The organism is Aquidulcibacter sp., from assembly GCF_020253525.1.
GTDB lineage: Bacteria > Pseudomonadota > Alphaproteobacteria > Caulobacterales > Aquidulcibacteraceae > Aquidulcibacter.
This window is the reverse complement of record NZ_JADCBK010000004.1, coordinates 20,091-42,613: the sequence shown is the minus strand read 5'-3', so window position 1 is coordinate 42,613 and position 22,523 is coordinate 20,091. Positions and strand designations below refer to the sequence as shown.

General features: G+C 57.0%; 23 protein-coding genes. 18 read left to right on the top strand and 5 right to left on the bottom strand.

Annotation, left to right across the window (positions count from 1 at the left end; all coding sequences use genetic code 11):
- Positions 1-274 precede the first annotated feature (274 nt).
- The 5 genes from IOB61_RS00785 (at position 275) to IOB61_RS00765 (ending at position 5,264) form a co-directional block, all read left to right on the top strand.
- Positions 275-2,266, top strand: coding sequence for a hypothetical protein (locus IOB61_RS00785; RefSeq protein ID WP_290810734.1), 1,992 nt, complete (start codon positions 275-277; stop codon positions 2,264-2,266).
- A gap of 143 nt (positions 2,267-2,409) precedes the next feature.
- The gene (locus IOB61_RS00780; protein WP_290810731.1) at positions 2,410-3,294 is read left to right on the top strand and encodes a methyltransferase; all 885 of its coding nucleotides are present in this window, start codon (positions 2,410-2,412) and stop codon (positions 3,292-3,294) included.
- A gap of 146 nt (positions 3,295-3,440) precedes the next feature.
- Complete coding sequence (locus IOB61_RS00775) at positions 3,441-4,106, top strand: hypothetical protein (RefSeq protein ID WP_290810729.1); 666 nt, start codon at positions 3,441-3,443, stop codon at positions 4,104-4,106.
- A gap of 145 nt (positions 4,107-4,251) precedes the next feature.
- Positions 4,252-4,788: a response regulator gene (locus tag IOB61_RS00770; protein ID WP_290810725.1), complete on the top strand. Its 537-nt coding sequence runs from the start codon at positions 4,252-4,254 to the stop codon at positions 4,786-4,788.
- Positions 4,785-5,264 carry a hypothetical protein gene (locus IOB61_RS00765; RefSeq protein ID WP_290810722.1) on the top strand — a complete coding sequence of 160 codons (480 nt, stop codon included), beginning with the start codon at positions 4,785-4,787 and terminating at the stop codon, positions 5,262-5,264. The genes IOB61_RS00770 and IOB61_RS00765 overlap by 4 nt, the downstream gene beginning before the upstream one ends.
- Positions 5,265-5,283: 19 nt before the next feature.
- Here the strand turns inward: IOB61_RS00765 and metZ are convergent, their stop codons facing one another.
- Complete coding sequence (gene metZ / locus IOB61_RS00760; RefSeq protein ID WP_290810719.1) at positions 5,284-6,495, bottom strand: O-succinylhomoserine sulfhydrylase; 1,212 nt, start codon at positions 6,493-6,495, stop codon at positions 5,284-5,286.
- A gap of 1 nt (position 6,496) precedes the next feature.
- A complete protein-coding gene (ftsY, locus tag IOB61_RS00755; protein WP_367272780.1) occupies positions 6,497-7,843 on the bottom strand; it encodes a signal recognition particle-docking protein FtsY in 1,347 nt (448 codons plus the stop codon).
- 207 nt (positions 7,844-8,050) lie between these two features.
- Between ftsY and IOB61_RS00750 the strand changes: the two genes are divergently transcribed.
- The 10 genes from IOB61_RS00750 (at position 8,051) to IOB61_RS00705 (ending at position 16,221) form a co-directional block, all read left to right on the top strand.
- Positions 8,051-9,280 (top strand): FAD-dependent oxidoreductase, encoded by a 1,230-nt coding sequence (locus IOB61_RS00750; RefSeq protein ID WP_290810716.1) that lies wholly within the window; start codon positions 8,051-8,053, stop codon positions 9,278-9,280.
- Between the two features lie 42 nt (positions 9,281-9,322).
- On the top strand, positions 9,323-9,643 hold the full coding sequence (locus IOB61_RS00745; RefSeq protein ID WP_085339487.1) for a 2Fe-2S iron-sulfur cluster-binding protein: 321 nt from the start codon (positions 9,323-9,325) through the stop codon (positions 9,641-9,643).
- A 180-nt stretch (positions 9,644-9,823) separates the two neighbouring features.
- Positions 9,824-10,225, top strand: coding sequence for a PTS sugar transporter subunit IIA (locus IOB61_RS00740; protein WP_085339486.1), 402 nt, complete (start codon positions 9,824-9,826; stop codon positions 10,223-10,225).
- 1 nt (position 10,226) lies between these two features.
- Positions 10,227-10,508, top strand: coding sequence for an HPr family phosphocarrier protein (locus IOB61_RS00735; RefSeq protein WP_290802987.1), 282 nt, complete (start codon positions 10,227-10,229; stop codon positions 10,506-10,508).
- 220 nt (positions 10,509-10,728) lie between these two features.
- Positions 10,729-12,258, top strand: coding sequence for a signal recognition particle protein (ffh, locus tag IOB61_RS00730; RefSeq protein WP_290810711.1), 1,530 nt, complete (start codon positions 10,729-10,731; stop codon positions 12,256-12,258).
- Between the two features lie 37 nt (positions 12,259-12,295).
- Entirely contained in the window at positions 12,296-12,760 is a 465-nt protein-coding gene (gene rpsP, locus IOB61_RS00725; protein ID WP_085339483.1) for a 30S ribosomal protein S16, read from the top strand.
- A gap of 6 nt (positions 12,761-12,766) precedes the next feature.
- Entirely contained in the window at positions 12,767-13,963 is a 1,197-nt protein-coding gene (locus tag IOB61_RS00720) for a serine hydrolase (RefSeq protein WP_290810706.1), read from the top strand.
- Positions 13,964-14,002: 39 nt separating this feature from the next.
- Positions 14,003-14,383: a VOC family protein gene (locus tag IOB61_RS00715; protein ID WP_290810703.1), complete on the top strand. Its 381-nt coding sequence runs from the start codon at positions 14,003-14,005 to the stop codon at positions 14,381-14,383.
- A 58-nt stretch (positions 14,384-14,441) separates the two neighbouring features.
- Complete coding sequence (gene hrcA, locus IOB61_RS00710) at positions 14,442-15,530, top strand: heat-inducible transcriptional repressor HrcA (protein WP_290810700.1); 1,089 nt, start codon at positions 14,442-14,444, stop codon at positions 15,528-15,530.
- 10 nt (positions 15,531-15,540) lie between these two features.
- Complete coding sequence (locus IOB61_RS00705) at positions 15,541-16,221, top strand: nucleotide exchange factor GrpE (protein ID WP_290810697.1); 681 nt, start codon at positions 15,541-15,543, stop codon at positions 16,219-16,221.
- Between the two features lie 13 nt (positions 16,222-16,234).
- On the opposite strand, the gene IOB61_RS00700 is transcribed toward IOB61_RS00705, so the two are convergent.
- The 3 genes from IOB61_RS00700 to IOB61_RS00690 form a co-directional block, all read right to left on the bottom strand.
- Positions 16,235-16,792, bottom strand: coding sequence for a DUF2939 domain-containing protein (locus tag IOB61_RS00700; RefSeq protein WP_290810694.1), 558 nt, complete (start codon positions 16,790-16,792; stop codon positions 16,235-16,237).
- A 100-nt stretch (positions 16,793-16,892) separates the two neighbouring features.
- Entirely contained in the window at positions 16,893-18,191 is a 1,299-nt protein-coding gene (locus IOB61_RS00695) for a DUF3667 domain-containing protein (RefSeq protein WP_290810690.1), read from the bottom strand.
- Positions 18,192-18,193: 2 nt separating this feature from the next.
- Positions 18,194-18,646, bottom strand: coding sequence for a DUF6196 family protein (locus tag IOB61_RS00690; protein WP_290810687.1), 453 nt, complete (start codon positions 18,644-18,646; stop codon positions 18,194-18,196).
- Between the two features lie 156 nt (positions 18,647-18,802).
- Between IOB61_RS00690 and IOB61_RS00685 the strand changes: the two genes are divergently transcribed.
- The 3 genes from IOB61_RS00685 (at position 18,803) to IOB61_RS00675 (ending at position 22,518) form a co-directional block, all read left to right on the top strand.
- Complete coding sequence (locus IOB61_RS00685; protein WP_290810684.1) at positions 18,803-19,339, top strand: NAD(P)H-dependent oxidoreductase; 537 nt, start codon at positions 18,803-18,805, stop codon at positions 19,337-19,339.
- The gene (locus IOB61_RS00680) at positions 19,332-21,236 is read left to right on the top strand and encodes a monovalent cation:proton antiporter-2 (CPA2) family protein (protein ID WP_290810681.1); all 1,905 of its coding nucleotides are present in this window, start codon (positions 19,332-19,334) and stop codon (positions 21,234-21,236) included. Before IOB61_RS00685 ends, IOB61_RS00680 begins: the two co-directional genes overlap by 8 nt.
- 73 nt (positions 21,237-21,309) lie before the next feature.
- Complete coding sequence (locus IOB61_RS00675; protein ID WP_290810678.1) at positions 21,310-22,518, top strand: threonine ammonia-lyase; 1,209 nt, start codon at positions 21,310-21,312, stop codon at positions 22,516-22,518.
- Positions 22,519-22,523 lie beyond the last annotated feature (5 nt).

Genomic DNA, 22,523 nt, shown 5'->3' with positions numbered 1-22,523 from the left:
GTCTCACGTGAACCTCCTTTGCCCGGAAAGGCGCATCTGGAGGGCCACGTCTGAAAGCCCAGTGGCGATTTATGCGACCCGTTTTTCGGCGCCGCACCGACTAGTTGGGAACGCCTTTTTCGCTGTGCAAGAGGTGGCTGTCCAATTTCTGACAGGATTTTCATGTCCTTGAGGCTTGAGCCTGCAACAGAAACTGGGATAGGCTAAACACTCTGAGCTTCGCTTTGGCTCACTTCAAAGCTTGCTGCCGGTAGTCAAAGGGAGAAAGAGGCGCATGACATTTCGCGCTTGGGCACTCGCCGGAACCGCCAGCATGATGGCTCTCAGCGGTATTGTTTCGGCTCACGCACAAGTTGCCGATCCGCAGATGTCCGAAAGCCAGCCAACGACAGCCCCCACGTCTGTTTTTATGCCGCCCGTGCCTGCCGTCCCGCCCTTGGACGAGCGCGCGCGCGAAGCGTTAAGTCGGGCGGTAAAGGGGGAGCAACGTATTGATGCCCAACGCGATCGTTGGCGCAATCCAGAGGCGACCCTGCAGTTTTTTGGTGTCCGTCCCAGCGACACAGTTGTTGAGATTTGGCCTGGGCAGGGCTGGTACACGTCCATACTGGGCCCCTATTTGAAGCAGGGCGATGGGAAGCTGATTGTTGGTCACTTTGATGCGGCGTCCTCCAACTCACAAGTGGTCCGTCAAATCGTAGACGCTTATCGCGCCCGCTTTGCGACAGATACTGCCGTTTATGGCAATGTGAATGTGGTGGCGTTTGGTCCACGTTCTATGCCGATGGCACCGCCCAATAGCGTCGACAAGGTTTTGACCTTCCGCAATATCCACAATTGGATGGCACAGGGCTGGGCAGAAAAGGCCTTCGCAGATTTTTACACGGTCCTGAAGCCCGGCGGCATTTTGGGCATTGAAGAGCATCGTGGGCGCACCGATGAGCCACAAGATCCTTTGGCGCGCGATGGTTATGTGCGCGAAGATTATGTGATCCAAATGGCGCGCGAAGCTGGATTTGAGTTTATTGGCGGGGCAGAGATCAATGCCAATCCAGCGGATACCAAAGACCACCCATTTGGCGTATGGACCCTGCCGCCTGTTTCGCGAACGTCCCCCATTGGCCAGATGGACGATCCCGGTTTCGACCGAAGCCGGTATGACGAGATTGGCGAGAGCGATCGTATGACGCTGCGCTTCCGCAAGCCGTTGGATGCAACAGGGGTGGGCTTGGCCTCGTCGCGGCCGACGGCGGATCAAATTCCCGTCACCATCATTCCTGGCCCGCCGCCACCGCCGCCAGCGCCGCGTCGTGGCCGTCGTGGCGCACCGCCACCTCCCCCGCCAGCACCCGCCCCCGCACCCGTGGTAGTAGGCACAGAGTCACGACCCGCTGTTGCGGGCGCTGCGCCCGTTGTGGACGCAAAAGAAGGTGGTACGACGGCACCGGCCTCTGGACTGCGTCCCGCTACAGATGAGCCGCAAGCCAAGGCACCCCCTGCACCGCCACCACCTGCACCCGCAGCTACAAGTCGCCGAGGGGGGGCTACCAAAGCTCGCGCCCCAGCCCCCGCTACCGCGCCTGCGGCCGCGCCTGCGGCGGGTGAGCCAGCGAGGCCAGTTGCGGAGGGGACGACGCAACCCTCAACCGCGCCCGACGCCAAACCAAAAGCAGAGCCTCCCGCCGCGGGGACGGCGACAACACCCCTTCGTCCCCGTCAGCGCGGAACAAATGCTGCGACTCCAAAGGCTGGGGAGCCCACAGAGGCTGCGCCAAAGGCCAAAGCACCTGCGGCTTCTGCACGCTCGGGTCCACGCGAGACTGAACCCACTTCAGCAGCTGGCGCGGCAACCAAGTCACGGTCTCGCCCGACAAGTGCTTCTGCCGCTGGCGAGGAGTCAAAGACCAAGTCTGGAGCAGCAGCGTCACGAAGCCGGACGCCAGAGGAGCCCGCCGCCCCATCACGCCGTAACGCGCGCCGTCCCGCCGCTGAAACCGACGCCCCTGCCAGCAAGTCGAAGTCAAAGGCCAAGGCTGCAGAGACAGAGACCACACGTCCAGCTTCAAGCCGTAATCGAAATCGCCAAGAGCCCAAAGCCGAGCCAAAGAAAAAGACGGAAAGCAAAAATGCTACTTCCAGCAGTAAGGCAAAGGCGAGCCCCAAGGCAGCACCAAAGGCCAATTCTAGCAAGAAATCGCCACCCCCAGCCAAGGCCAATCCAAATAAGCCTGATTGGGTTGTGCCGCCGAAGAAGAAAAAGGAGTAGGCGCTGCCTCTCACAAGGATGTGAATCCTTTCATGTGGCCTCGACATTTCGCGCTGCTTAGGCGACATGGCTGCCTTACGATAAGCCCGACTCATGATGGGGCGCAGGTCCCTGCGTCAGTAGTCGGTCGAAGGAGATAGATTATGCGTAATGCACGAAATTCCTTGCTTGCGGTCGGCGCGATCGTCCTCGGCGCCCTAGGTGCCACAACCGGTTTCGTAGGTCCTGCACTGGCCAAGGCAAAGGCTGAGGCCCCAGCTAAAGGTCTAACGCCTCAAGCGGTTGTTGATGGGGCTTGGCGCTCGCCAGAGGATCGGGCCCGCGACAGCGTTCGTCATCCCGTCGCCTCTTTCGAGTTCTGGGGTATCAAACCAAACATGACGGTGGCCGAGGTTCGTCCAGGTGCTGGTTATTGGACCGATTTGTTAGCGCCCTATTTGGCTGCAGGCGGTGGTAAGCTTATCGTCACCTCTGGCGACCCAGACAAAATGACGGACGCTCAAAAGGCTAACCGTGATCGCTTCTTGAAGCGTTATCAAGACAATCCAGCGCTCTATGGCACCCTGGAAGTAGGTGTATTTGCTGCCAATTCCGATAAGCCATTGGCGGCACCAGGAACCGTCGATTTGATCATCAGTTCACGGAACTTCCATGGCTTTGTCCTCCAGAACATCAAGGATTACGCATTAAAGTCGATGTATGATGCCTTGAAGCCAGGTGGTTTGGTGGCAATCGAGCAACATCGCGGTGACGCCCGTCGCCCCCAAAACGCAGCAACGGGATATATACGTCAGGATTGGGTGATTGCGCAGATGCGTCAGGCCGGTTTTGAGTTTGTTGCAGCCTCTGAGCTGAATGCGAATCCAAAGGACACAAAGGATCACCCCTTTGGTGTATGGACCTTGCCACCGACCTTGCAGACTGCACCGAGCGGCCAGCCTGCCAATCCGAATTTCGATAACTCGAAATATAAGGCCATTGGTGAAAGCGATCGGATGACGCTCTTATTCCGCAAACCAGCGAAATAAGCAGCAAGTCAGTCAGTAGAAGGGCCCCAATCTTAGGATGGGGCCCTTTTTCTTTGCGTGCTTCTTTTTCGTGCCACTCTGCAAGAAGATGAGGTCTTACCGAAATTTAAGGTGACAGAAAGCTTGAGGCTGCGCAGGCTCGTGTGATGATGAGATCACGTGCAACGGCCCTCCTTGCTGCAGCTTTCGCCGCACTTTGCTTTGTTCCTACCGCAAACGCCCAAACAGCGTCGAATGGCGGCGTGCGCCAAGTTCCGGTCAAAAAACTCTTTCCCTATTACGACCTTTACCTCAGTCTGCCAGCTCAAGATCGTGATGGCTTCTCTCTGGAGTATTTGCTTAAGTCAGAAGGGACTAATGTTCGCCCACGCTTGGTCTATGCCTTGGGGTCTGTTCGCACCCCAATACAGCTCGATTCCAGAGGCAAGATCCTGACGATGCCAGACATGACCATGCTACGTCAGGGCAAGGTGGAAGTGCCCATTGCATCCCCACCGGGCGGCGTTGTTCTGAATTTGGAACCCGTTGTTCCCCTCGCGCGCACGATTCCCGCGAGCGCGGTAGCAAACCCCGTAATCGATTATTCGAAAGCCATTGGACGGGCCGGGCCATTGTCGCTCGCAATCCCAAAGCTAACAGGCATTGCCTTTAAGGGTGTTTCTTCAGGGCAGGCTGTCTTTGCTGATGGCCGCAAGATCGCTTTGCCCGTGGAAGGCGGGACCCCGGTGTTTCGCCCCAACCAAACGGCCATGCGCGGCGCGATTAGCCTAGAGTTTCCAGCGGTTCCAAGTCAGGCCGAATTTGCACGCTGATTGGCGTGGCGCAGCAATGTAAAGTGAACTACGGCAGAATTTGCAAAAAACAGGTATTTTTCAGGTATTGGTAACATCGATTTAACTATCTTGGGCCAGAACTCGGTCAGTTTTTACCGTGGGTGGATATCCGGAACCCGATTGAATGCCAGGCCTAAACTCTCTCCACGTGCTGGTAGTCGATGACAATCCCCATATGAGGTCGATTGTTGTTGCCATTCTGCGTGGTGTCGGCATCGGTACGGTGAAAGAGGCCAGCGATGGTGCCGACGCCATGGAAGTGATGCGGGCCGGGGTGCCGGACATCGTGATTGTCGATCTCAACATGTTCCCAATCGACGGTCTGGAATTCACCCAGATGATCCGGACAGCTGTCGACAGCCCGTTTCCCTTTGTGCCCATCATTATGATGACGGGCCATACAGAGCGCACGAAGGTGACTGCGGCTCGCGACTCAGGGGTGAACGAACTGGTTGCAAAGCCGATTTCTGCCAAGACGCTTCTTGATCGGATTGTCGCGGTGATCGACCGGCCCCGCGCCTTTGTGAAGACAGCTACCTATACAGGCCCATGTCGCCGCCGAGGCGGCAACGCCAAAGACTATGTCGGCAAATTGCGTCGCAAGTCTGATAATCAAGCCAAAAACGACCAACCTAACGAACCGAAAGAAGAAACGGCATGAGCGCTGAGAACCCCGTCGAGCTGATCGCGCCTAGTTTCCGCTTGCAGCGAAAAATGGGTGGTCCAGCCTCGCGCATGCTGACGCCAGAGGCCTATCGCAAGGCTAATGCGGCCCTTGAAGAAGTCATCCCGCCAATCGATGATGAAGTGCGCCGCTTGCTGCAGGAATTGCAAGATGCCCTGCAGGGCGAAATGCCCGGTGGGCGCGACATCATGTGGAATAATGCCCATGAAATTCGTGGCTTAGCTGGAACAGTACGCAAGATAACCTTGGGCCAAGCCGCCAATCTGATCTGTCACTACTTGAACGATACGGCTTCGGACTTTGTGCCAGATCAGGGCGTCATGCAAACCATCGTGGTTGTTGCGCACCAAGCTTTACGCGATGAAGCAGACACCGATCCGATGATCAAAGTGCTGGTGCAAGATGGCGCGCGCGCTGTCCTTGCGCAACGCCACCGCGAAGGTCGCGATTAAGGTCTCGTGCTTTGAGTGATTAGCTCAAAGCTGCGTTAAGGGCCGCCTCTACATCCTTTACCAAATCGCCACTATCCTCGATGCCGACCGAAAGGCGGATAAGGCCTGCCGTCACGCCCAATTCGGCCTGAACCTCTGGCGCAAACGAATAGTGCGTCGTTGTTGCTGGATGGGTCGCGAGGCTCTTTGAGTCGCCCAGATTATTGGAAATATCCACGATCTGGAGGGCATCGAGAAATGCAAAAGCTGCTTGTTTGCCACCTTTGAGGTCAAACGCCAGCAGCGTGCCCCCCGTCTTCATTTGTCGGCTTGCAAGCGCATATTGGGGGTGATCGGCCCGATGCGGATAGCGCACATAATTGGTTGCCGGATGGGCCGCGATAACATCGGCGAGGCGCGCTGCACTGGCACTCGCCCGCTCGACCCGCATGGATAATGTTTCAAGGCCTTTGAGCACGTTCCAGGCCACAAAAGGCGACATGGCGGGGCCCGTATGGCGCAGATAGGGGTCGATATGCTCCTCCATAAAGGCGACCGATCCCAAGATCGCGCCGCCTAAGGTCCGACCAGAACCGTCCATGTGCTTCGTCGTGGAATAGACCACCACATCGGCACCCAATTCAAATGGGCGCTGCAAGATGGGCGAGGCGAAGATATTGTCGACAATCAGCCTTGCCCCGCAGCCTTTGGCCAACTTGGCGACGGCGGCAATGTCGCTGACATCCAAAGTCGGGTTACTAGGGCTTTCCAAGAAAAAGGTTTTCGTAGTGGGGCGAATGGCTGCTCGCCACGCGTCAACATCGGTTGAATCAACCAAGGTAAACTCAATGCCATAGCGGGGCATAAAGGTTTCAATCACCCAGCGACACGATGAAAACAGGGCTTTGCCGGCAACGACATGGTCGCCCGCTCGCAAGGGTGCCAGCAGGGCGGCGGTCACGGCCGCCATGCCGCTGGCGGCTAGTCTACACGTCTCAGCACCATCAATGGCGGCCAAGCGCTCTTCCAACATGCGGTTCGTTGGGTTGGCATAGCGACCATAAAGATAGCCCGGGGCTTCACCCTTAAAGCGGGCCTCTGCTTCACTTGCTGAGTCATAGACAAAGCCCGAAGTCAAAAAGATGGCTTCGCTGGTCTCTTTATGTTGCGAGCGGGTCAGTCCACCTCGAACCAGGATTGTGTCCGGACTAAGCGGCAGCGCAGCGGAGGGGTCATGTGTGTCGTCAGTCATCTTACAAAGTCCTCAGCCCAACCAGGGCATGGGCAAACGCATCAGCGGAAAAGGGTTGCAGATCGTCGGCCTGTTCGCCCACGCCCACAAATCGGATCGGCAATTTGTGTTTTTCTGTTACGGCAACCAAGACGCCGCCTTTGGCCGTGCCGTCTAACTTGGTCATGACAAGGCCTGTGATGCCGGCAGCATGGCGGAAAGCTTCGGTTTGGGAGATGGCGTTTTGTCCGACTGTCGCATCCAGCACCAGCCAAGTTTCATGCGGCGCATCGGGGTCGACTTTGCCAATTACCCGCACAACTTTGGCGAGCTCATTCATCAACTCAGTTTTGTTTTGCAAGCGGCCAGCCGTGTCGATCAAAAGAACATCAATCCCCTCGGCCTTGGCGCGTGTGAGTGCGTCGAACGCGAGGCCCGCGGCATCTGCGCCGGTTTCACGGGCGACCACGGGCACATTGGCGCGCTCACCCCAGACTTTGAGTTGCTCAACTGCGGCGGCCCGGAACGTATCGCCAGCGGCCAACATGACCTTATGGCCGGCTTGGGTGAGATTATGGGCAATTTTGCCGATCGTCGTGGTTTTGCCTGAGCCATTAACGCCGACAAACAAGATTACACGCGGTCCTGAAGCCCCTGCCGGTTGCACGAAGGGCGAGCTATCGGTTTCAAAGGGGCGCAGAATCTCAGCGATCTCATGGGCGAGGGCTTGCTTGATTTCTTCGGGGCTAATGTCCCTGCCAAATCGGTCTTTTGAGATGCCAGCGCGAATACGGGCGGATGCGCTGGCCCCAAGATCTGCCGTGATTAGCAGTTCTTCCAGTTCATCCAGCGTATCTTGATCCAGCTTGGCTTTGGTAAAGACCGCGGAGACCCCTTCGGCCAATCGCGAGGAGGAGCGTTGTAGCCCATCCACCAATTTGTCGATGACGTCAGCCGGCATAGGCTCGGGTTCAGGTGCCGGAACTGCAATGGCATAAGTCTGGCGGGCAAGGCCATCTGCGCCCACTTCTTCAATTGCTAGGCTTGCTAAACCATCGAGCTTCGCCGCCAGCGGCAAACCGCCCGCGCGCGCGGTAATGAACACCAATTCCCGGTCGGCTTTGGGCTCAGCCAGCAGCGTAACGCGCACCGCTGTCGCATCATAATCGGCGGTAATGCTGACCACGCCTGTGATACGGGCGGCGGCTTCTTCGACAATGGGGCCGATTTCGCATTGGAGTTTGTCTGGGTCCAGCGCCGTGGCCACAAAGCGCGCTGCCGGGATGCCCGCAATGCCAGCTTGAGGTTCAAGCTTAGGAGCCGTATCGGCCTCAAGCGCCTGATTTTTCTTCTTACCCCAGCCAAACATGGCGCTTAATCCCTCTGTGGCCAAGCAGAAAAACCCAGACTGCAGGCGTGGCTTAGACTTAGCGGAGCTAAGGAGCAGACGGAAGACGTGAAGTGCTTTTGATCGGCTTCACAGCACGCATCAGACATTCTATGACATCGACGCGCGTGGCCCACTTTCAACTAGGTCTCGCGCGAAAGCTGCAAGCCAAGAGTTGGATTTTCAAACATGCCAAGCCGGATTGTCATTGTAGGTGCAGGTCAAGCCGCAACGCAGGCCGCCACAAGCCTGCGGGCAGGGGGCTATGACGGCCACTTGGTTTTGCTGGGCAATGAAGGCCTGCTGCCGTATCAGCGCCCCCCGTTGTCAAAGGCCTATTTGTCGGGGGCAATGGGCTTAGACCGGGTCGTCCTTAAGCCGATGGAGGCTTGGGACGAGGACAAGGTTGAGGTGCATCTCGATGCCGAAGTGACGGCGCTGGACAGGCAGGCCAAGTCGGTCACGACGAGAGACGGGCAGACCTTTGTCTATGATGCGCTGATTTTGGCGACGGGCTCGCGCGTGCGTGCGCTACCTTGCCCGGGCGCGGACCTTCAGGGTGTCCATTATCTGCGCAGCATTGCCGATGCGGATGGCCTCGGCCAAGACATGCAATCTGGCAAACGCTTGGTTGTGATTGGCGGCGGCTATATTGGTCTTGAGGTGGCCGCAGTGGCTCGAAAAGCGGGCCTTGAAGTCACGATTTTAGAGGCTGCGCCCCGCGTCCTGGCCCGTGTCGCCCCACCGGTCATTTCAGATTTCTTCCAAACCCTGCATCGCGACGCTGGGGTCACCATCCTGACCGATGTGAAAGTGACTGCGATTGAGGGCACTGACTGTGTGGCGGGCGTCGCACTCGCTGATGGCCGCACAATCCCGGCCGACCTTGTTCTGGTAGGCATTGGCATCATCCCGAACGCTGAAGTAGCGCGGGAAGCGGGTCTGAAGGCTGAAGATGGGATCGAGACCGATGTGGATGCGCGAACCAGCGATCCAGCTATTTTCGCGATTGGTGACTGTGCCAGTCGGCCCTTGGTGCATTACGGCCAGCGACGCGGTCGACTGGAAAGCGTTCATAACGCCTTGGAGCAAGCCAAATTAGCGGCAGCCGCGATCTTGGGTCTGCCCCGACCTGTCGAAGAAGCGCCTTGGTTCTGGTCGGATCAATATGACATCAAGCTGCAGATCGCTGGCCTGTCGACCGGTGCGACTTACTCAGTCGTGCGCGGCGATCCGTCGCAGAAGCGTTTTGCCGTTTTTCATTTAGATGCGGATAATCGTCTGCTCGCAGTCGATGCGATTAACGCACCGCCTGAGTTTATCGTCGGCAAGCAGGTGATTGCACGGCATGGACAGCTTGCACCAGCGCGTTTGGCTGATATGTCTGTGTCGATGAAAGAGATTGGGGCCGGTGCCTAAGCGCCAACCCTGACCAGAAGCTCAAAGGGAACACAAAGCGTCATGGCGAAAGTCACATATATCGAACATTCGGGCACCGAGCATGTAATTGAAGTGCCAGTTGGCACCACCATCATGGAAGGTGCTGTCAAGAATCGTGTGCCAGGGATTGATGCCGATTGCGGCGGTGCCTGTGCCTGCGCGACCTGCCATGTCTTTGTCGATGCCGCTTGGATTGAGAAGACGGGCAAGCCCGGCAGCATGGAAGAAAGCATGCTGGATTTTGCAGAAGGCGTGACCCCATTGTCGCGTTTGTCCTGCCAGATCTCCATGACGGCAGAGTTGGACGGTATTGTAGTTCGCTTGCCTGCCGCCCAGCACTAAGGGGGTGGGCCTGCGCAACGCGCAGCCGCCTATGAAATTGCGCATGCCAAATATGCGCAGACACATGTTGGGCAGGAGGGGAATGGCCTCGCCAAACCCCACTGCGCCTCTATAGTTTCCACCATCGGCGCGCGGCCGCGATTTCGTGGTGCCTCGCCCAGCTAGCAGGATAGGGTCTGTATGATCGGTGTTGTTGTGGTCAGTCACGGGTTTTTGGCGCGAGAGCTTATTCTTGCGGCAGAGCATGTGGTTGGGCCTCAGACCAATATGCAGGCCATTTGCATCGGCCCTGACGACGACATGCAGACGCGACGAGACGATATTCTCGATGCCTGCCGCAAAGTCGACGATGGAGCGGGCGTTATCATTCTCACGGACATGTTTGGGGGCACGCCCTCAAACCTTGCGATTTCGATTATGAATCGCGGCGAATATGAAGTGATTGCCGGGGCTAACCTCCCGATGCTGATTAAGCTTGCTGAAGTTCGCGGACGTGAAAGCTTGCCGAGAGCCGTTTTTGCTGCACAAGATGCTGCCCGGAAATATATCGCTGTGGCGTCATCCTTGTTGGCGAGTGGCTAAAATGACTGAGCGCGTGTCGCGTACCATCGAAATCGTCAACAAACGCGGACTGCATGCGCGCGCTTCTTCCAAATTCGCACTGCTGGCGGGCGAATATGCTGACAGCCGGGTGATGGTTGGGCGCGAGGACCAAGAAGTCGATGGTGAGAGCATCATGGATTTAATGATGCTAGCCGCGGGTATCGGGTCTGAGATCACAGTTTCCGCCGAAGGCCCCCGCGCCGAAGCGGCTCTAGATGCATTATGTGAGCTGGTCGCCAATCGATTTGGCGAGGGCGAGTAGGTCTTTTCGACCTCTGTCATTAGCCTAGCCCTTGCTCTTTGCCCCCGCCTCGGCTATAGGCCCCGCTCTTCCGCGCAATCAAAACGCGCGCTCTGATCCACACGGTCCTGCACGAACTGAGCAATCGGGGGTAAAGCAGATGGGGTGGACAGGGTTTCCCCGTCCGACGTGATCGTCCGGCGGGGCGTTTTGCGTTGCGTGTTTGCTTTTGGAACCACGCATGTTTGACGCGCTAACAGAACGATTGACGGGTGTCTTTGATACGCTCACCGGACGGGGTGCGTTGTCGGACAAGGACGTGGATTCCGCGTTGCGCGAAGTGCGCGTTGCTTTGCTCGAAGCCGATGTCGCGCTGCCGGTCGTCAAAGCTTTTATCGCCAAAGTCAAAGAAGAAGCGGTGGGTGAGCGCGTTATTCGCGCCGTAAAGCCCGGCCAGCAGGTCGTCAAAATTGTCTATGACGCGCTGGTGGAAACTTTGGGCGGCACAGGCGGCCCAGTCGATCTGATGCTGAACCAAGGCCCGCCCGCCGTCATCATGATGGCAGGTCTACAAGGTTCGGGTAAAACCACCACGACGGCAAAGCTCGCTTTGCGTTTGCGCACCCGTTTGCGCAAGAAAGTCCTCGTCGCCTCGCTCGACGTGCGTCGCCCTGCAGCGATGGAACAATTGGCGGTTCTGGCTCAACAAGCCGAAGTTGACAGCCTGCCTATTATTGCGGGCCAAGTGCCTGCCGAAATCGCGCGCCGGGCGATCACCGCGGGCCGTCTTGGTGGCTATGATGTCGTCTTCCTCGATACCGCTGGCCGGACTTCGATCGACGAAGACATGATGAGCGAAGCCGCCGAAATTGCGCGCATCGCCAGCCCTATTGAAACCTTGCTGGTTGCCGACAGTTTGACCGGCCAAGACGCGGTTGAAACGGCCCGTCGCTTCCATGAACGCTTACCGCTGACGGGGATTGTTCTAACCCGTGCGGATGGTGACGGTCGCGGTGGTGCGGCGCTGTCTATGCGTGCGGTTACTGGCCTGCCGATCAAGTTTTTAGGCATTGGCGAAAAGATCGACGGCCTTGATGCTTTCGACGCCCAGCGTATCGCCGGCCGTATTCTGGGCCAGGGTGACGTTGTTAGCCTGGTTGAGCGCGCTGTTGAGAACGTCAAGCAGGATGAAGCTGAAAAGCTGGCCGCCAAAATGGCCAAGGGCAAGTTCGACTTGGATGACCTGGCCATGCAATTGCGCCAAATTCAGGCGATGGGTGGCCTTGGCGGCGTGATGGGGATGTTGCCCGGCGCGCAAGCAGCCAAAAAAGCGATGGAATCGGGCGCGGTTTCTGACAAAAGCGTCAAGCGCCAAATCGCTGTCATTCAATCCATGACCAAGCAAGAGCGGGCCAAGCCCGACCTGTTAAACGCCAGCCGCCGCAAACGCATTGCTGCGGGCGCAGGCGTGGATGTCTCGGAAGTCAACAAAGTTATCAAGATGCATCGCTCGATGTCAGACATGGTCAAGGCCATGGGCAAGGGTGGCATGAAGGGCCTGATGGGCAAGATGGGTGGTATGTTTGGGGGCAAAATGCCGCCGATGGACCCTGCCGCTCTGCAACGTCTCGGCCAACAAGCGGCTTCATCAGGCGGGGGGTTGCCCGGTCTGCCTGGACAGTCGCCTCCACAAGGTTTGCCCGGTCTGGGCAATACGCAAAATCCCGGTGGCTTTACGGGCCTACCAGGTCTCCCATTCGGGAAAAAGTAACGCAAAAACGACCCATACACTCTGAAAGGTAAGTCTCATGTCCTTGAAAATTCGCTTGGCCCGCGGTGGCTCTAAGAAGAAGCCAGTTTACCGCATCGTGGTGGCAGAAGCCCGTTCGCCACGCGATGGCCGCTTCCTCGAAAAGATCGGTAGCTACAACCCAACTTTGCCAGACGACAATGCTGGCCGTTTGGTCATCGATGCTGCGAAGGCAGCTGAATGGATGAAGAAGGGCGCCCAACCAACCGACCGCGTCGCTCGTTTCTTGGCCGCTCAAGGCGTTGGCACCTATGTCAATGGCAATAACCCAAACAAGGGCAAGCCAGGTCAAAAGGCAACTGAACGCGCCGCGGAGAAGGCTCAAGCCCTGATCGACGCACAAGAAGCTGCAGAGCGCGCGAAGGCCGAAGCCGCTGAAGCCGCTGCTCAAGCTAAAGCAGACGCTGCTGCCGCCGCTGCTGCACCAGCTGAAGAAGTTGCTGCCGAGCCTGCAGCCGAATAAGTCGACATGAAGCGCCTTGCTGAAACGCTTGGTGCTGTGGTCGCCCGCCGGGATGCCCCCGGCGGTGCGGCCATTTTGTTTTCTGGCCAAGAGATTCTGTGGTCCGGGGTAGAAGGCGTCCGCGATGCGTCTTCGGCAAGCCCGCTTCTGCTCAGCAGCAAAGCGCGTGTTGCTTCCATCTCAAAAGTGGCCACAGCACTCACCGTCCTCAAACTGGTTGAAGCGGGTCAGATCGATCTGGATCGCGATATTTCCGATGTTCTCGGCTTTAAGCTTCGTCATCCAAAATTCCCCGACTCTCCCATCACGCCGCGTATGATTTTGTGCCATACGGCGGGAATCCGCGACGGTGAAAGTTATCGGGGGGTCGTGGGCGAGACGCTTGAGGGCTTCTTTGTTCCCGCCGGCAAAAACTGGAACAATGGTAAACATTGGGCAGACCTGCCCCAACCCTTTGGTTATTTTACCTATTCCAATCTGGCAATGGGATTGTTAGCGCAAGCATGTGAGAATGCAGGTGGCGACCGCTTTGACCGCCTTGCGCAGAAGCTGGTTTTTTCCCCGCTTGGGATCGAGTGTGGGTTTAATTGGTCCGGCATTTCCGATCAGGCAGCCGCTGAGGCTGCGACCTTGTACCGCCGAAAAACCGAGGGCGATTGGGAGGTTCAAGTTGATGGCAGCCCCGCCACCTTGCCCAGACCCAATATCGCAACCGACCCCGGCCTTAGCCTGTCTGACTATGTTTTGGGCCGTAATGGCCTATTATTCTCGCCGCAAGGTGGGTTGCGCGCCAGCGTGACAGACCTTGCCCGTTTCGGGATGGCGTTGAGTGGGGTTGAACCTTTGCTTGATCCTGCAACTCGGGCCTTGGTCTTGACTCCACAATGGACCTATCGGGCCAGCCCGCCCAATGGGGACACTTCGGGCGGTGCATTTCAAGGCTTTGGATTGGGTGTGCACCGACTTATCCCCGGTGACCAATGCCCAGTAGCCGGCTTGAGAGCCGAGATGGTGGGCCATTATGGAGAAGCCTATGGCCTGTTGGCGGGTCTCTGGGTTGACCCGCTTTCAACGCGCGGGTTTGCTTGGTTCATCACTGGAAGCCTATATGGGCCGCCTGCCGGCTTGCGCTCTGGCGTGTACCGGGTCGAGGAAGAGATGATGCAGGCAGCGGCGGAAGACTTGGGCCTTGTCGATCTGTAGTTCTGCGATAGTCTCTCCCCGTTAAATGGGGCAATAGCTATGGCATTAGGCGCAGACTTTAAGGTCATCAATTTCATCCAGACCCGCGACAGACCCACCGCACTTGCCTTTTACCGGGACGCGCTGGGTCTAACATTTGTTATGGATGACCCGTTTGCCAGCGTCCTCGATCAAAATGGTACCGGCTTGCGCCTAACGCAGATCGAGGGCTTTACCCCCAGTCCCCACCCAGCGCTGGGCTGGCAGGTTAGCGATATTCAAGCCAGCATCCGCGACCTGACCGCGCGCGGGGTTACGATGAAGATTTACGAAGGCTTTGGCCAAGATGAGTTAGGCATTTGGCATGCGCCCGGTGGAACAGCTCAAATTGCTTGGTTTGAAGATCCCGACGGCAATTTATTGAGCCTCACACAGGTTTGAGGCCTGCATCTCAGGCTTACCTTTGCGTCTACGTACGCTTCACGCTAAATACGCCAATATGAATTCAAGTCCGCCCCGCCCGACGACGCTTGCTGACCTTGATGCCCGCGCCCGCGAAATCTTTCGCGATATCGTGGAGACTTATCTCGAGACTGGTGAGCCAGTTGGGTCCCGCACCCTTTCTAAGCGCGGTATTGGCCTTTCCCCTGCCTCGATCCGCAACACGATGGCCGATTTGGCCAGCCTAGGTCTGCTGGACGCCCCGCATTTAAGCGCTGGGCGTACGCCAACCCATGTAGGCCTGCGCCTCTTTGTGGATGGGCTTTTAGAGATTGGCGATTTAGGCCGTGAAGAAAAGGCAGAGATTGACGCGCGTCTGGCTGCTGCGGGTTCTGATCTTTCGAGCGCTTTGTCAGAGGCCTCGCTACTCCTGTCTGGTCTCGCGGGCGGTGCGGGTCTTGTCACAACACCCACGCGGGAAAGCCCCGTCAAGCATGTCGAGTTTGTGCTGATCGGACCCGGTCAGATTCTGGTGGTTCTGGTGTTTGATGACGGACAGGTTGAAAACCGTCTGGTTCAAATGCCGGTCGGGCTTACGCCTTCGCAACTTCAAGAAAGCACGAATTTCTTGAACTTCCGCCTGAAAGGGAAAACCCTGTCAGAAGCCGTAGCGCAAGCGGTGGAAGATGCCCGTCATGCCGAGGCGACCTTAGACAAGGTCGCTGCCAGCTTGATCGAAGCGGGGTTTGCCGAATGGTCGGGCGATGATCCCATGGCAGGGCGGAAGCTAATTGTGCGTGGGCGCGCCAATCTTTTGGCGAACAGCCAAGCCGCGGGCGATCTTGAGCGGGTCCGTATTCTGTTCGATGACCTTGAGCGTAAGCGCGACCTTATCCATGTGTTAGACGCAGCGCGTGAAGCTTCTGCGGTAAAATTGTTCATTGGTGCAGAAAACCCCTTGTTCTCCATGTCAGGTTCGGCTCTTGTCGCGGCCCCTTATATGGACAGCCAACGCCGGGTGCTTGGCGCACTGGGCGTAATCGGGCCAACCCGCTTGAATTATGCCCGTGTCATCCCAATGGTAGACTACACAGCGAAAGTCGTCGGCCGCCTGATTGAGCGCCGCGGTTTAAATTTAACGGAATGAGACAGACGAAATGACCACAGAAACGGGTACCACACAGAATGGCGATGAGTTGGAGACCAACGCTGCCAATGCCGTTGACGCGCCTACTGAAGGGGCGGACACTCAAGCTTCTGCACCGGACCCATTGGACTTGGCTCGCTCGCTTTTGGGCGAAGATGCAGCACCCGAAGATATGGGTGCGCTCTTGGTGGCAAAGCTTCAAGCTGCCTTGGCAGAGATTGAGACCCTGAAGGACGCAAGTTTGCGTGCTTTGGCCGAGTCAGAAAACATTCGTCGTCGCGCCGAGCGGGAAAAGACCGAAGCCCGCATCTATGCGATCGATAAGTTTGCCCGCGACCTCTTGCCCGTCGCTGATAATTTGGGGCGCGCCATCAGCACAGCCCCTGAAGCCTTGAAGGGCGATCCCGCCTTTGATGGCTTCGTGACCGGGGTCGACATGACCCAGCGCGAACTCTTGAATGCCTTCGAACGTCATGGCCTCACGCGGGTTGGTGCAAAGGGCGATAAGTTTGACCCCTCAATCCACCAAGCCGTCGCGCAGATTCCGTCTGACATGGCTGCCGGTGATGTCGCAGAAGTGTTTCAGCCGGGCTATGTGCTGGCCGGACGCACGCTGCGGGCTGCGATGGTGGCAGTATCGGCGGGGCAACCTGCCGCAGAAGCGGCACCAAGCGATCCCGCCGCCTCGTAACCTAAAGCTCGGATTAGCGTCGAACGCGTGGGGTGGCGGGCACTGTCAGTCGCCCCCGTAAGGCGGCTTCATCTAGCGCATTGAGTTTCCATCCCGACGGATAGCGCCCAAAATAGAGGATACAGGCCTTTGTCTGCGGGTCTGGCGCGCAAACGCGACCATCGGCCAAGCGCTTAAGGCCCATGCTGGTTGCGGTCCGGCTTGGCAAAACCGTTTGTGGCGTCAGCCCAGCACGCCGGGCGAGATCCGCGAGGATTGCGGGTTCTAAAGCTTGTTTCGACAGGCGCTCCAACACAGGATTGGCCAAGTCCGCACCCAAAACACCCAGAATCTGCCCGCCTTCACCGCCGCCGGTCCGTTTGGCGATCTCATTGGCGGCAATCGCCCGCGCAATGCCTGTGACTTGCGCTTGTAAGGCAGGTCGATCAATTCGCGCCTCAATGCCCGCTAAGTCGCGGTCCCGCAGCGCCATTACGAAGGCGCGCACATCCGACGAGGCATCAAGCGGTCCAGGTGCCGTCGCACAGCCGCTGAGCGCCAAGAGCAAGCTGAACCAGACAAATTTGCGCATGTTCATCTCCGCAGAAATTCAAAACCTATGAATATCATCCTAGTCGCGGACGCATGAATGACGACTAAACAATATGGCAGAACATGCTTTGGGAGTTGGCCTAGATCGCCGTGAGAAACACCACACTGGAAAAGAACAACAAGATGGCAAAGGGTGCAAAAATCAGTCCAAAGGCCGCCGTGAGGCCGAAAGCCGTCGCATATCTCAACGCATAGGCATGTTTGAGGTGGAAGAAGAGGTGAATCACGCAAACAAAGAACAAATAGTCGAGGAGGTCCGCCCATGCGATCCAATGGGCGAGAATCGTGAAGCCGATAAAGACCAAGACCAGAAAGGCCGATGCATAGAGCGTGAAAACAACATGATCATAAAGTTTGGTATCGCGCCGCCAAGCTAGCAGCAGGCAGATGAAAGGCAGGCTTGCCGGCACAATCAAAATCGCAAAGCTATGTGCCGACGCGGCAAACTTTTTCACAAAAGCCTTGGGGTCTTTCAAGTTCGGATTGACGCGCTCATTCAGGGCTGGCCATGGCGTTTCCACGTGAAAGCCTGAAGGTGCGAAGAGCGAAATCAATTGCGCGCTTTTGTCCCAAAATGTCGCTGGATGGTTATCTTGAAAGAGAATTTCGACTGTATGGCGCGCTAATCGTACCGGCTCGGGTTCTGTTGCATTGCCAGTTTCTGCTGTAATGCTAGCAGCTATGGCATCGATTTCAAATAGAATGTCTTGTGTTCCATTTCCGAGAAGGTCTTGGCCTTTATAGATATAGCTAATACCAAGCGGGTCCCCCGTGGCGGTAATTTTACTATCGGGCAAGGCTTGAATCCGCGCCAATCTCTGTTGTGCTTGCGAAACTCGGATTTCATCTGTCGCCACCTCTGACGTCGCTCTTAAGACTTCCCGGGTTGCTGAGGGCTTTTGTCCATCTTTTGTCGCTTGGCTTAGTTTTTGGAGCCTCTGTCGGCTCAGTGACAATGTTTCCTGAGCTTGCATCACATCGTAGTGCGCTTCGGTTAGGAGTTCCTGTTTTGTGTAGTGCTTGGCTGCAAAATATGTGGGGCCAACCAAGAGGCTATAATAGGTGAACAGGAAGAAGACGGACGCCACAAACAGAGTAAATGGTGGGAGGAACCCAACACGTTTGCCGTAAACAAAATCTCGCGTCAGCTTGCCGGGGCGGAAAAACAGATTGAGAACTGTCCGAAAAGTCCTCGAATCTAGGTTCACAATGTTCCGGAAAATATCAGTAAGTTCTTTGAGAAATGAGCGATGGACGGCAGAAGTTTGTCCGCACCCGTGACAGAATTCACCGACTAGCATGCGTCCGCAATTCTGGCAGGTCACCACCTCGCGCGTGGGTGGACTGATTTGTGTTGGAGGTGCCGCAGTTTCAGCCAAGCTTAACGTCCTGTTCGTGCCGTGGCTTGCAAGTCCATGATCAGCGCTTTGACTGCCTGTGCGCAACTTAGGGGCAGGCCCCAATAGTCATAAATGCCACCCTTTAAGTCATTTCTCCCACAAATGACCACGACGCCCGTGCCGACCTTTTCTTTGATCAGACTCGCAAGCCAACCCACAAAACCACTGTTGTCGAGACCGGGTTCGAAATGGAAACTAATAATCTTGAACGCCTCCGGATCCGTGGGGTCTTGGGTCGGCACAAGTTGTGACCAGACCTCGCCGTCGCGCACCAAGGCCAGCGCCGTGAGGTCGGCAGATCGCTCGAAATCTGCCGCCGCAAAAGTTTCAAATCGATAGAGTGCCGGTTCTACCTGCCAATCGGCGCGGGCAATTACCTGCAATAATCGATGATGCGTTTCGTCGGGGGTCTCCTGACTAACATGGACAAGCATGGGAACTACACAGGGCTCAAATCTTACTCCAAGGTAGTGATAAGCTGACTTAATGCGCGACACAACCTGATTTTTTTGGGCGCTATTTGGACAGCAAGAAGCCGAAGGCTGGACCTTTCAGACAATGCCCCTTAGACCTGAAGCATCGGGGGATACGTGCCGAAATCAGTTTTGATCCTGTTTGCGCATCCATCTTATGCGCGTTCGAGAGCGAACCGCGCCTTGCGTTCCGTCGCGCAAGACCGCGAGCATGTGACGGTGCATGATTTGTACGAGACCTACCCGAATTTTCTGATTGATGTGGAGGTAGAGCAGCGTTTGCTGCTGGACCACGACCATATCATCTTGATGCACCCCTTCTTTTGGTACTCTGCGCCCTCTTTGGTGAAGGAGTGGCTCGATGTCGTTTTGGACTATGGATGGGCCTATGGTGAGGGCGGAACGGCCTTAGCAGGTAAGACTTGGACCCAAGCGATTACGACCGGCGGCCCGGCCAAATCCTATTGCTCCGATGGCTTGAACCGCTTTTCCATTGAAGAGCTCCTCCGCCCATTTCAGGCGACTGCCAATCTCTGCCAATGTGTGTGGCAGCCACCGTTTGTCCTCCATGCCAGCCGTCAAGCGACACCGGAAATTCTCGCCGAAGCCGCGGCCAAATTTAGCGCCATGCTAGAGGGGCTTATCGATGGCTGAAGCCAATCTTCTCGAATCCGCCTTTGTCTATCTGACAGCGACAGTTGTTTCGGTGCCCATCGCAAAACGCCTCGGTTTGGGCTCGGTTTTGGGCTATCTGATCGCAGGTGCGGTCATTGGACCCTATGTCCTCAATCTCGTCGGCGACCCTGAAAATGTGATGCACACGGCTGAGTTTGGCGTGGTCATCATGCTGTTCCTCATCGGACTTGAGCTTCAGCCGAGCCTCCTCTGGCGGCTGCGGACAGCAATCCTCGGCATGGGTGGATTGCAAGTGGTTGGAACGGGTGCAATCGCCACGGGCCTTGGCATGGCGCTCGGCCTCACATGGCAAGTTGCGCTTGCGGTTGGTCTGACCTTGTCGCTTTCCTCCACAGCGATTGTGCTTCAGTCACTGCGCGAAAAGGGGATAGCGGGAACCGAAGCAGGTCGCGCAACATTTTCAGTGCTTTTGTTCCAAGACATCGCCATCATCCCGATGTTGGCACTGTTTCCATTTCTAGCAACCATCAGCGTTGCTGGGGGCGGCGACGCTGCAAAGGGTGCATTGGCGGCTTATCCAGGCTGGGCGCAAGGCCTTGCGGTGGTTGTTGCGGTCGGTGTCATCGTCTTGGCAGGCCGTGTGCTGTTGCGCCCGATGTTCCGCTGGGTGGCGGCCTCTGGCCTACATGAGATATTGACCGCCTTTGCGCTTCTCCTCGTTGTAGGCGTGGCCCTCTTGATGCAATTTGTTGGCATCTCACCCGCTTTAGGGGCTTTCGTGGCAGGCGTGGTACTGGCCGACAGCGAATTCCGCCATCAGATCGAAAGCGATATTGACCCCTTTAGGGGCCTGTTGCTCGGCTTATTCTTCATCTCGGTCGGGGCAGGGATAAATTTTGCGCTTTTGATTGCTCAGCCTTGGCTGATTCTTGGGCTGGTAGTCGCCTTAGTGCTCGTGAAGGCGATTGTGATGTTTACCATCGCGCGCGCCTTTGGCCGCAAGACGGGCGAGGCGGCATTGATTGGCCTCGGCCTTGCGCAAGGGGGAGAATTTGCCTTTGTGCTCTTTGCTTTCGCGGAAGGCGCAGGGGTCATTCCGGCCGAGGTAACAGCCCCCTTAATCGTGGCCGTTGCCCTGTCGATGGCGATCACGCCCCTATTGCTCATGGCAGGTGATTGGGCGATGCGGCGCTTGGAATCGGGGTCTGGCGAGGCGCGTGCGCCCGAGGTGGAAGAAGGCCATCATGACGTGATCGTCGCGGGCTATGGTCGGTTTGGGCAGATCGTCGGTCGGATGCTCTCCACCTATGGCTATAAGATCAGCGTTCTCGATCATGATGCAGACCAGGTGGACGTTCTGCGAGGCTTTGGTCGCAAAGTGAATTATGGCGACGCAACGCGGGTCGATCTCTTGCGTTTGGCAGGCGCGGCCGAGGCTAAACTTCTCATTGTCGCCATTGATAATGATGAGAAGGCGCTTGAGCTGGTGGAAACCGCGCGCGAGGCCTTCCCCAATCTGAAGATTCTAGCCCGCGCGATTGACCGAAGGCACGCCTATCAATTGATGGCGGCCAAAGTGGATGGATTGGAGCGCGAGACTTTTGCGGCGGCCGTCCGCCTCGGGGTGAAGTCGCTGCAGGTGATGGGCAAGCCCGCCTTTGCGGCGGAGCGTGCCGGTATGATCTTCACCCGTTATGATGAACGCGCTTTGACCGCGATGTTTGAAGATTGGCAGCGGGTTGAGTTTGCCGATTATCAGCGCATCGTGCGGGATCGTACCGCGCTGGAAGAAGAGCTGTTGAAGCGCGATATGATTGCCTTGGTCGGCAAAAGCGATGGCGATGAATGGGGCGAGGAGACGCTGGAACGCGAAGCGTTTGAACGCAACCTAGCCAGTAAAGCAAAGTCTGATTGATCCAAGCCCTTGTCCGGCCTAAAGACGCGGTGCCGTCAGCGATCTGACGGCTTACATAGGGACCGCTTTACTCATGAACGTTACATTAGACTCCATCCGTGCGGCTGCCGCGCGAATTGAAGGCCGCATCATTCGCACACCTTTACTGATGTCGAAGACGCTGTCGGATATTACTGGCGCAGAAGTCTGGGTGAAGTTTGAAAACTTTCAATTCACGGCGGCCTTCAAGGAGCGCGGTGCCCTCAACAAGCTCTTGTTGCTTACCGAAGCTGAACGTCGCAATGGCGTTATCGCCATGTCGGCGGGCAATCATGCCCAAGGCGTCGCCTATCATGCCTCGCGTCTCAATATTCCCGCGACCATCGTCATGCCGCTGGGCACACCGTTCACGAAAGTAGAGCATACACGCAAGCATGGCGCGCGTGTGGTGCTGCATGGCGAAAATCTGTCGGAAGCCACCACCTTTGCCTATCAGCTCAAGGATCGCGAAGGCCTGACCTTTGTCCATCCCTATGACGATGCAGATGTGATTTCAGGCCAAGGCACGATCGGCATCGAAATGCTGGAAGATGCGCCACAGCTTGAAACCCTGATTGTGCCTATCGGTGGAGGCGGCTTGATCGGCGGGATTGCTGTTGCCGCCCGCGCCATGAAGAATGACATTGAGGTGGTGGGCGTGCAAACCCGCATGTTCCCTTCCATGCATGCCGAATTGGCCGGTAAAGAGCCCGGCCCGCTCTGTGGGGGTCAAACCATCGCTGAGGGCATCGCGGTGAAGCAGGCCGGGCGTTTGGGCTTTGAAATCGCCAAGGAATTGGTTCGCGACGTTTTGATTGTCGATGAGGATGATCTGGAACAGGCCATCACCTTGTTCTGCAATGTTGAAAAAACGGTCGCCGAAGGGGCGGGGGCTGCAGGTCTTGCCGCCTTGCTGGCCCATCCCCAACGCTTTAGCGGCAAAAAGGTCGGGATCGTCCTGTGCGGCGGTAACATCGATTCACGGCTGTTGGCTTCTGTTCTCACGCGGGCTTTGGTCCGCGAAAAGCGGATCGTCAGCTTGCGGATTATTGGCGATGACCGTCCAGGCCTGTTGGCCGTGGTCTCCAAAGTCATTGGCGATTTGGGTGGTAACATTCTCGAAGTAGCCCACAATCGTCTGGCTTTGGATGTGCCCGCCAAGGGCGCAGAATTCGATATTCTGATGGAAACGCGGGACTCCCGCCATACTCAAGAGATTATCGATGCGCTGGTGGCTGCGGGTTATCCACCTCGCACCATTTAACACCG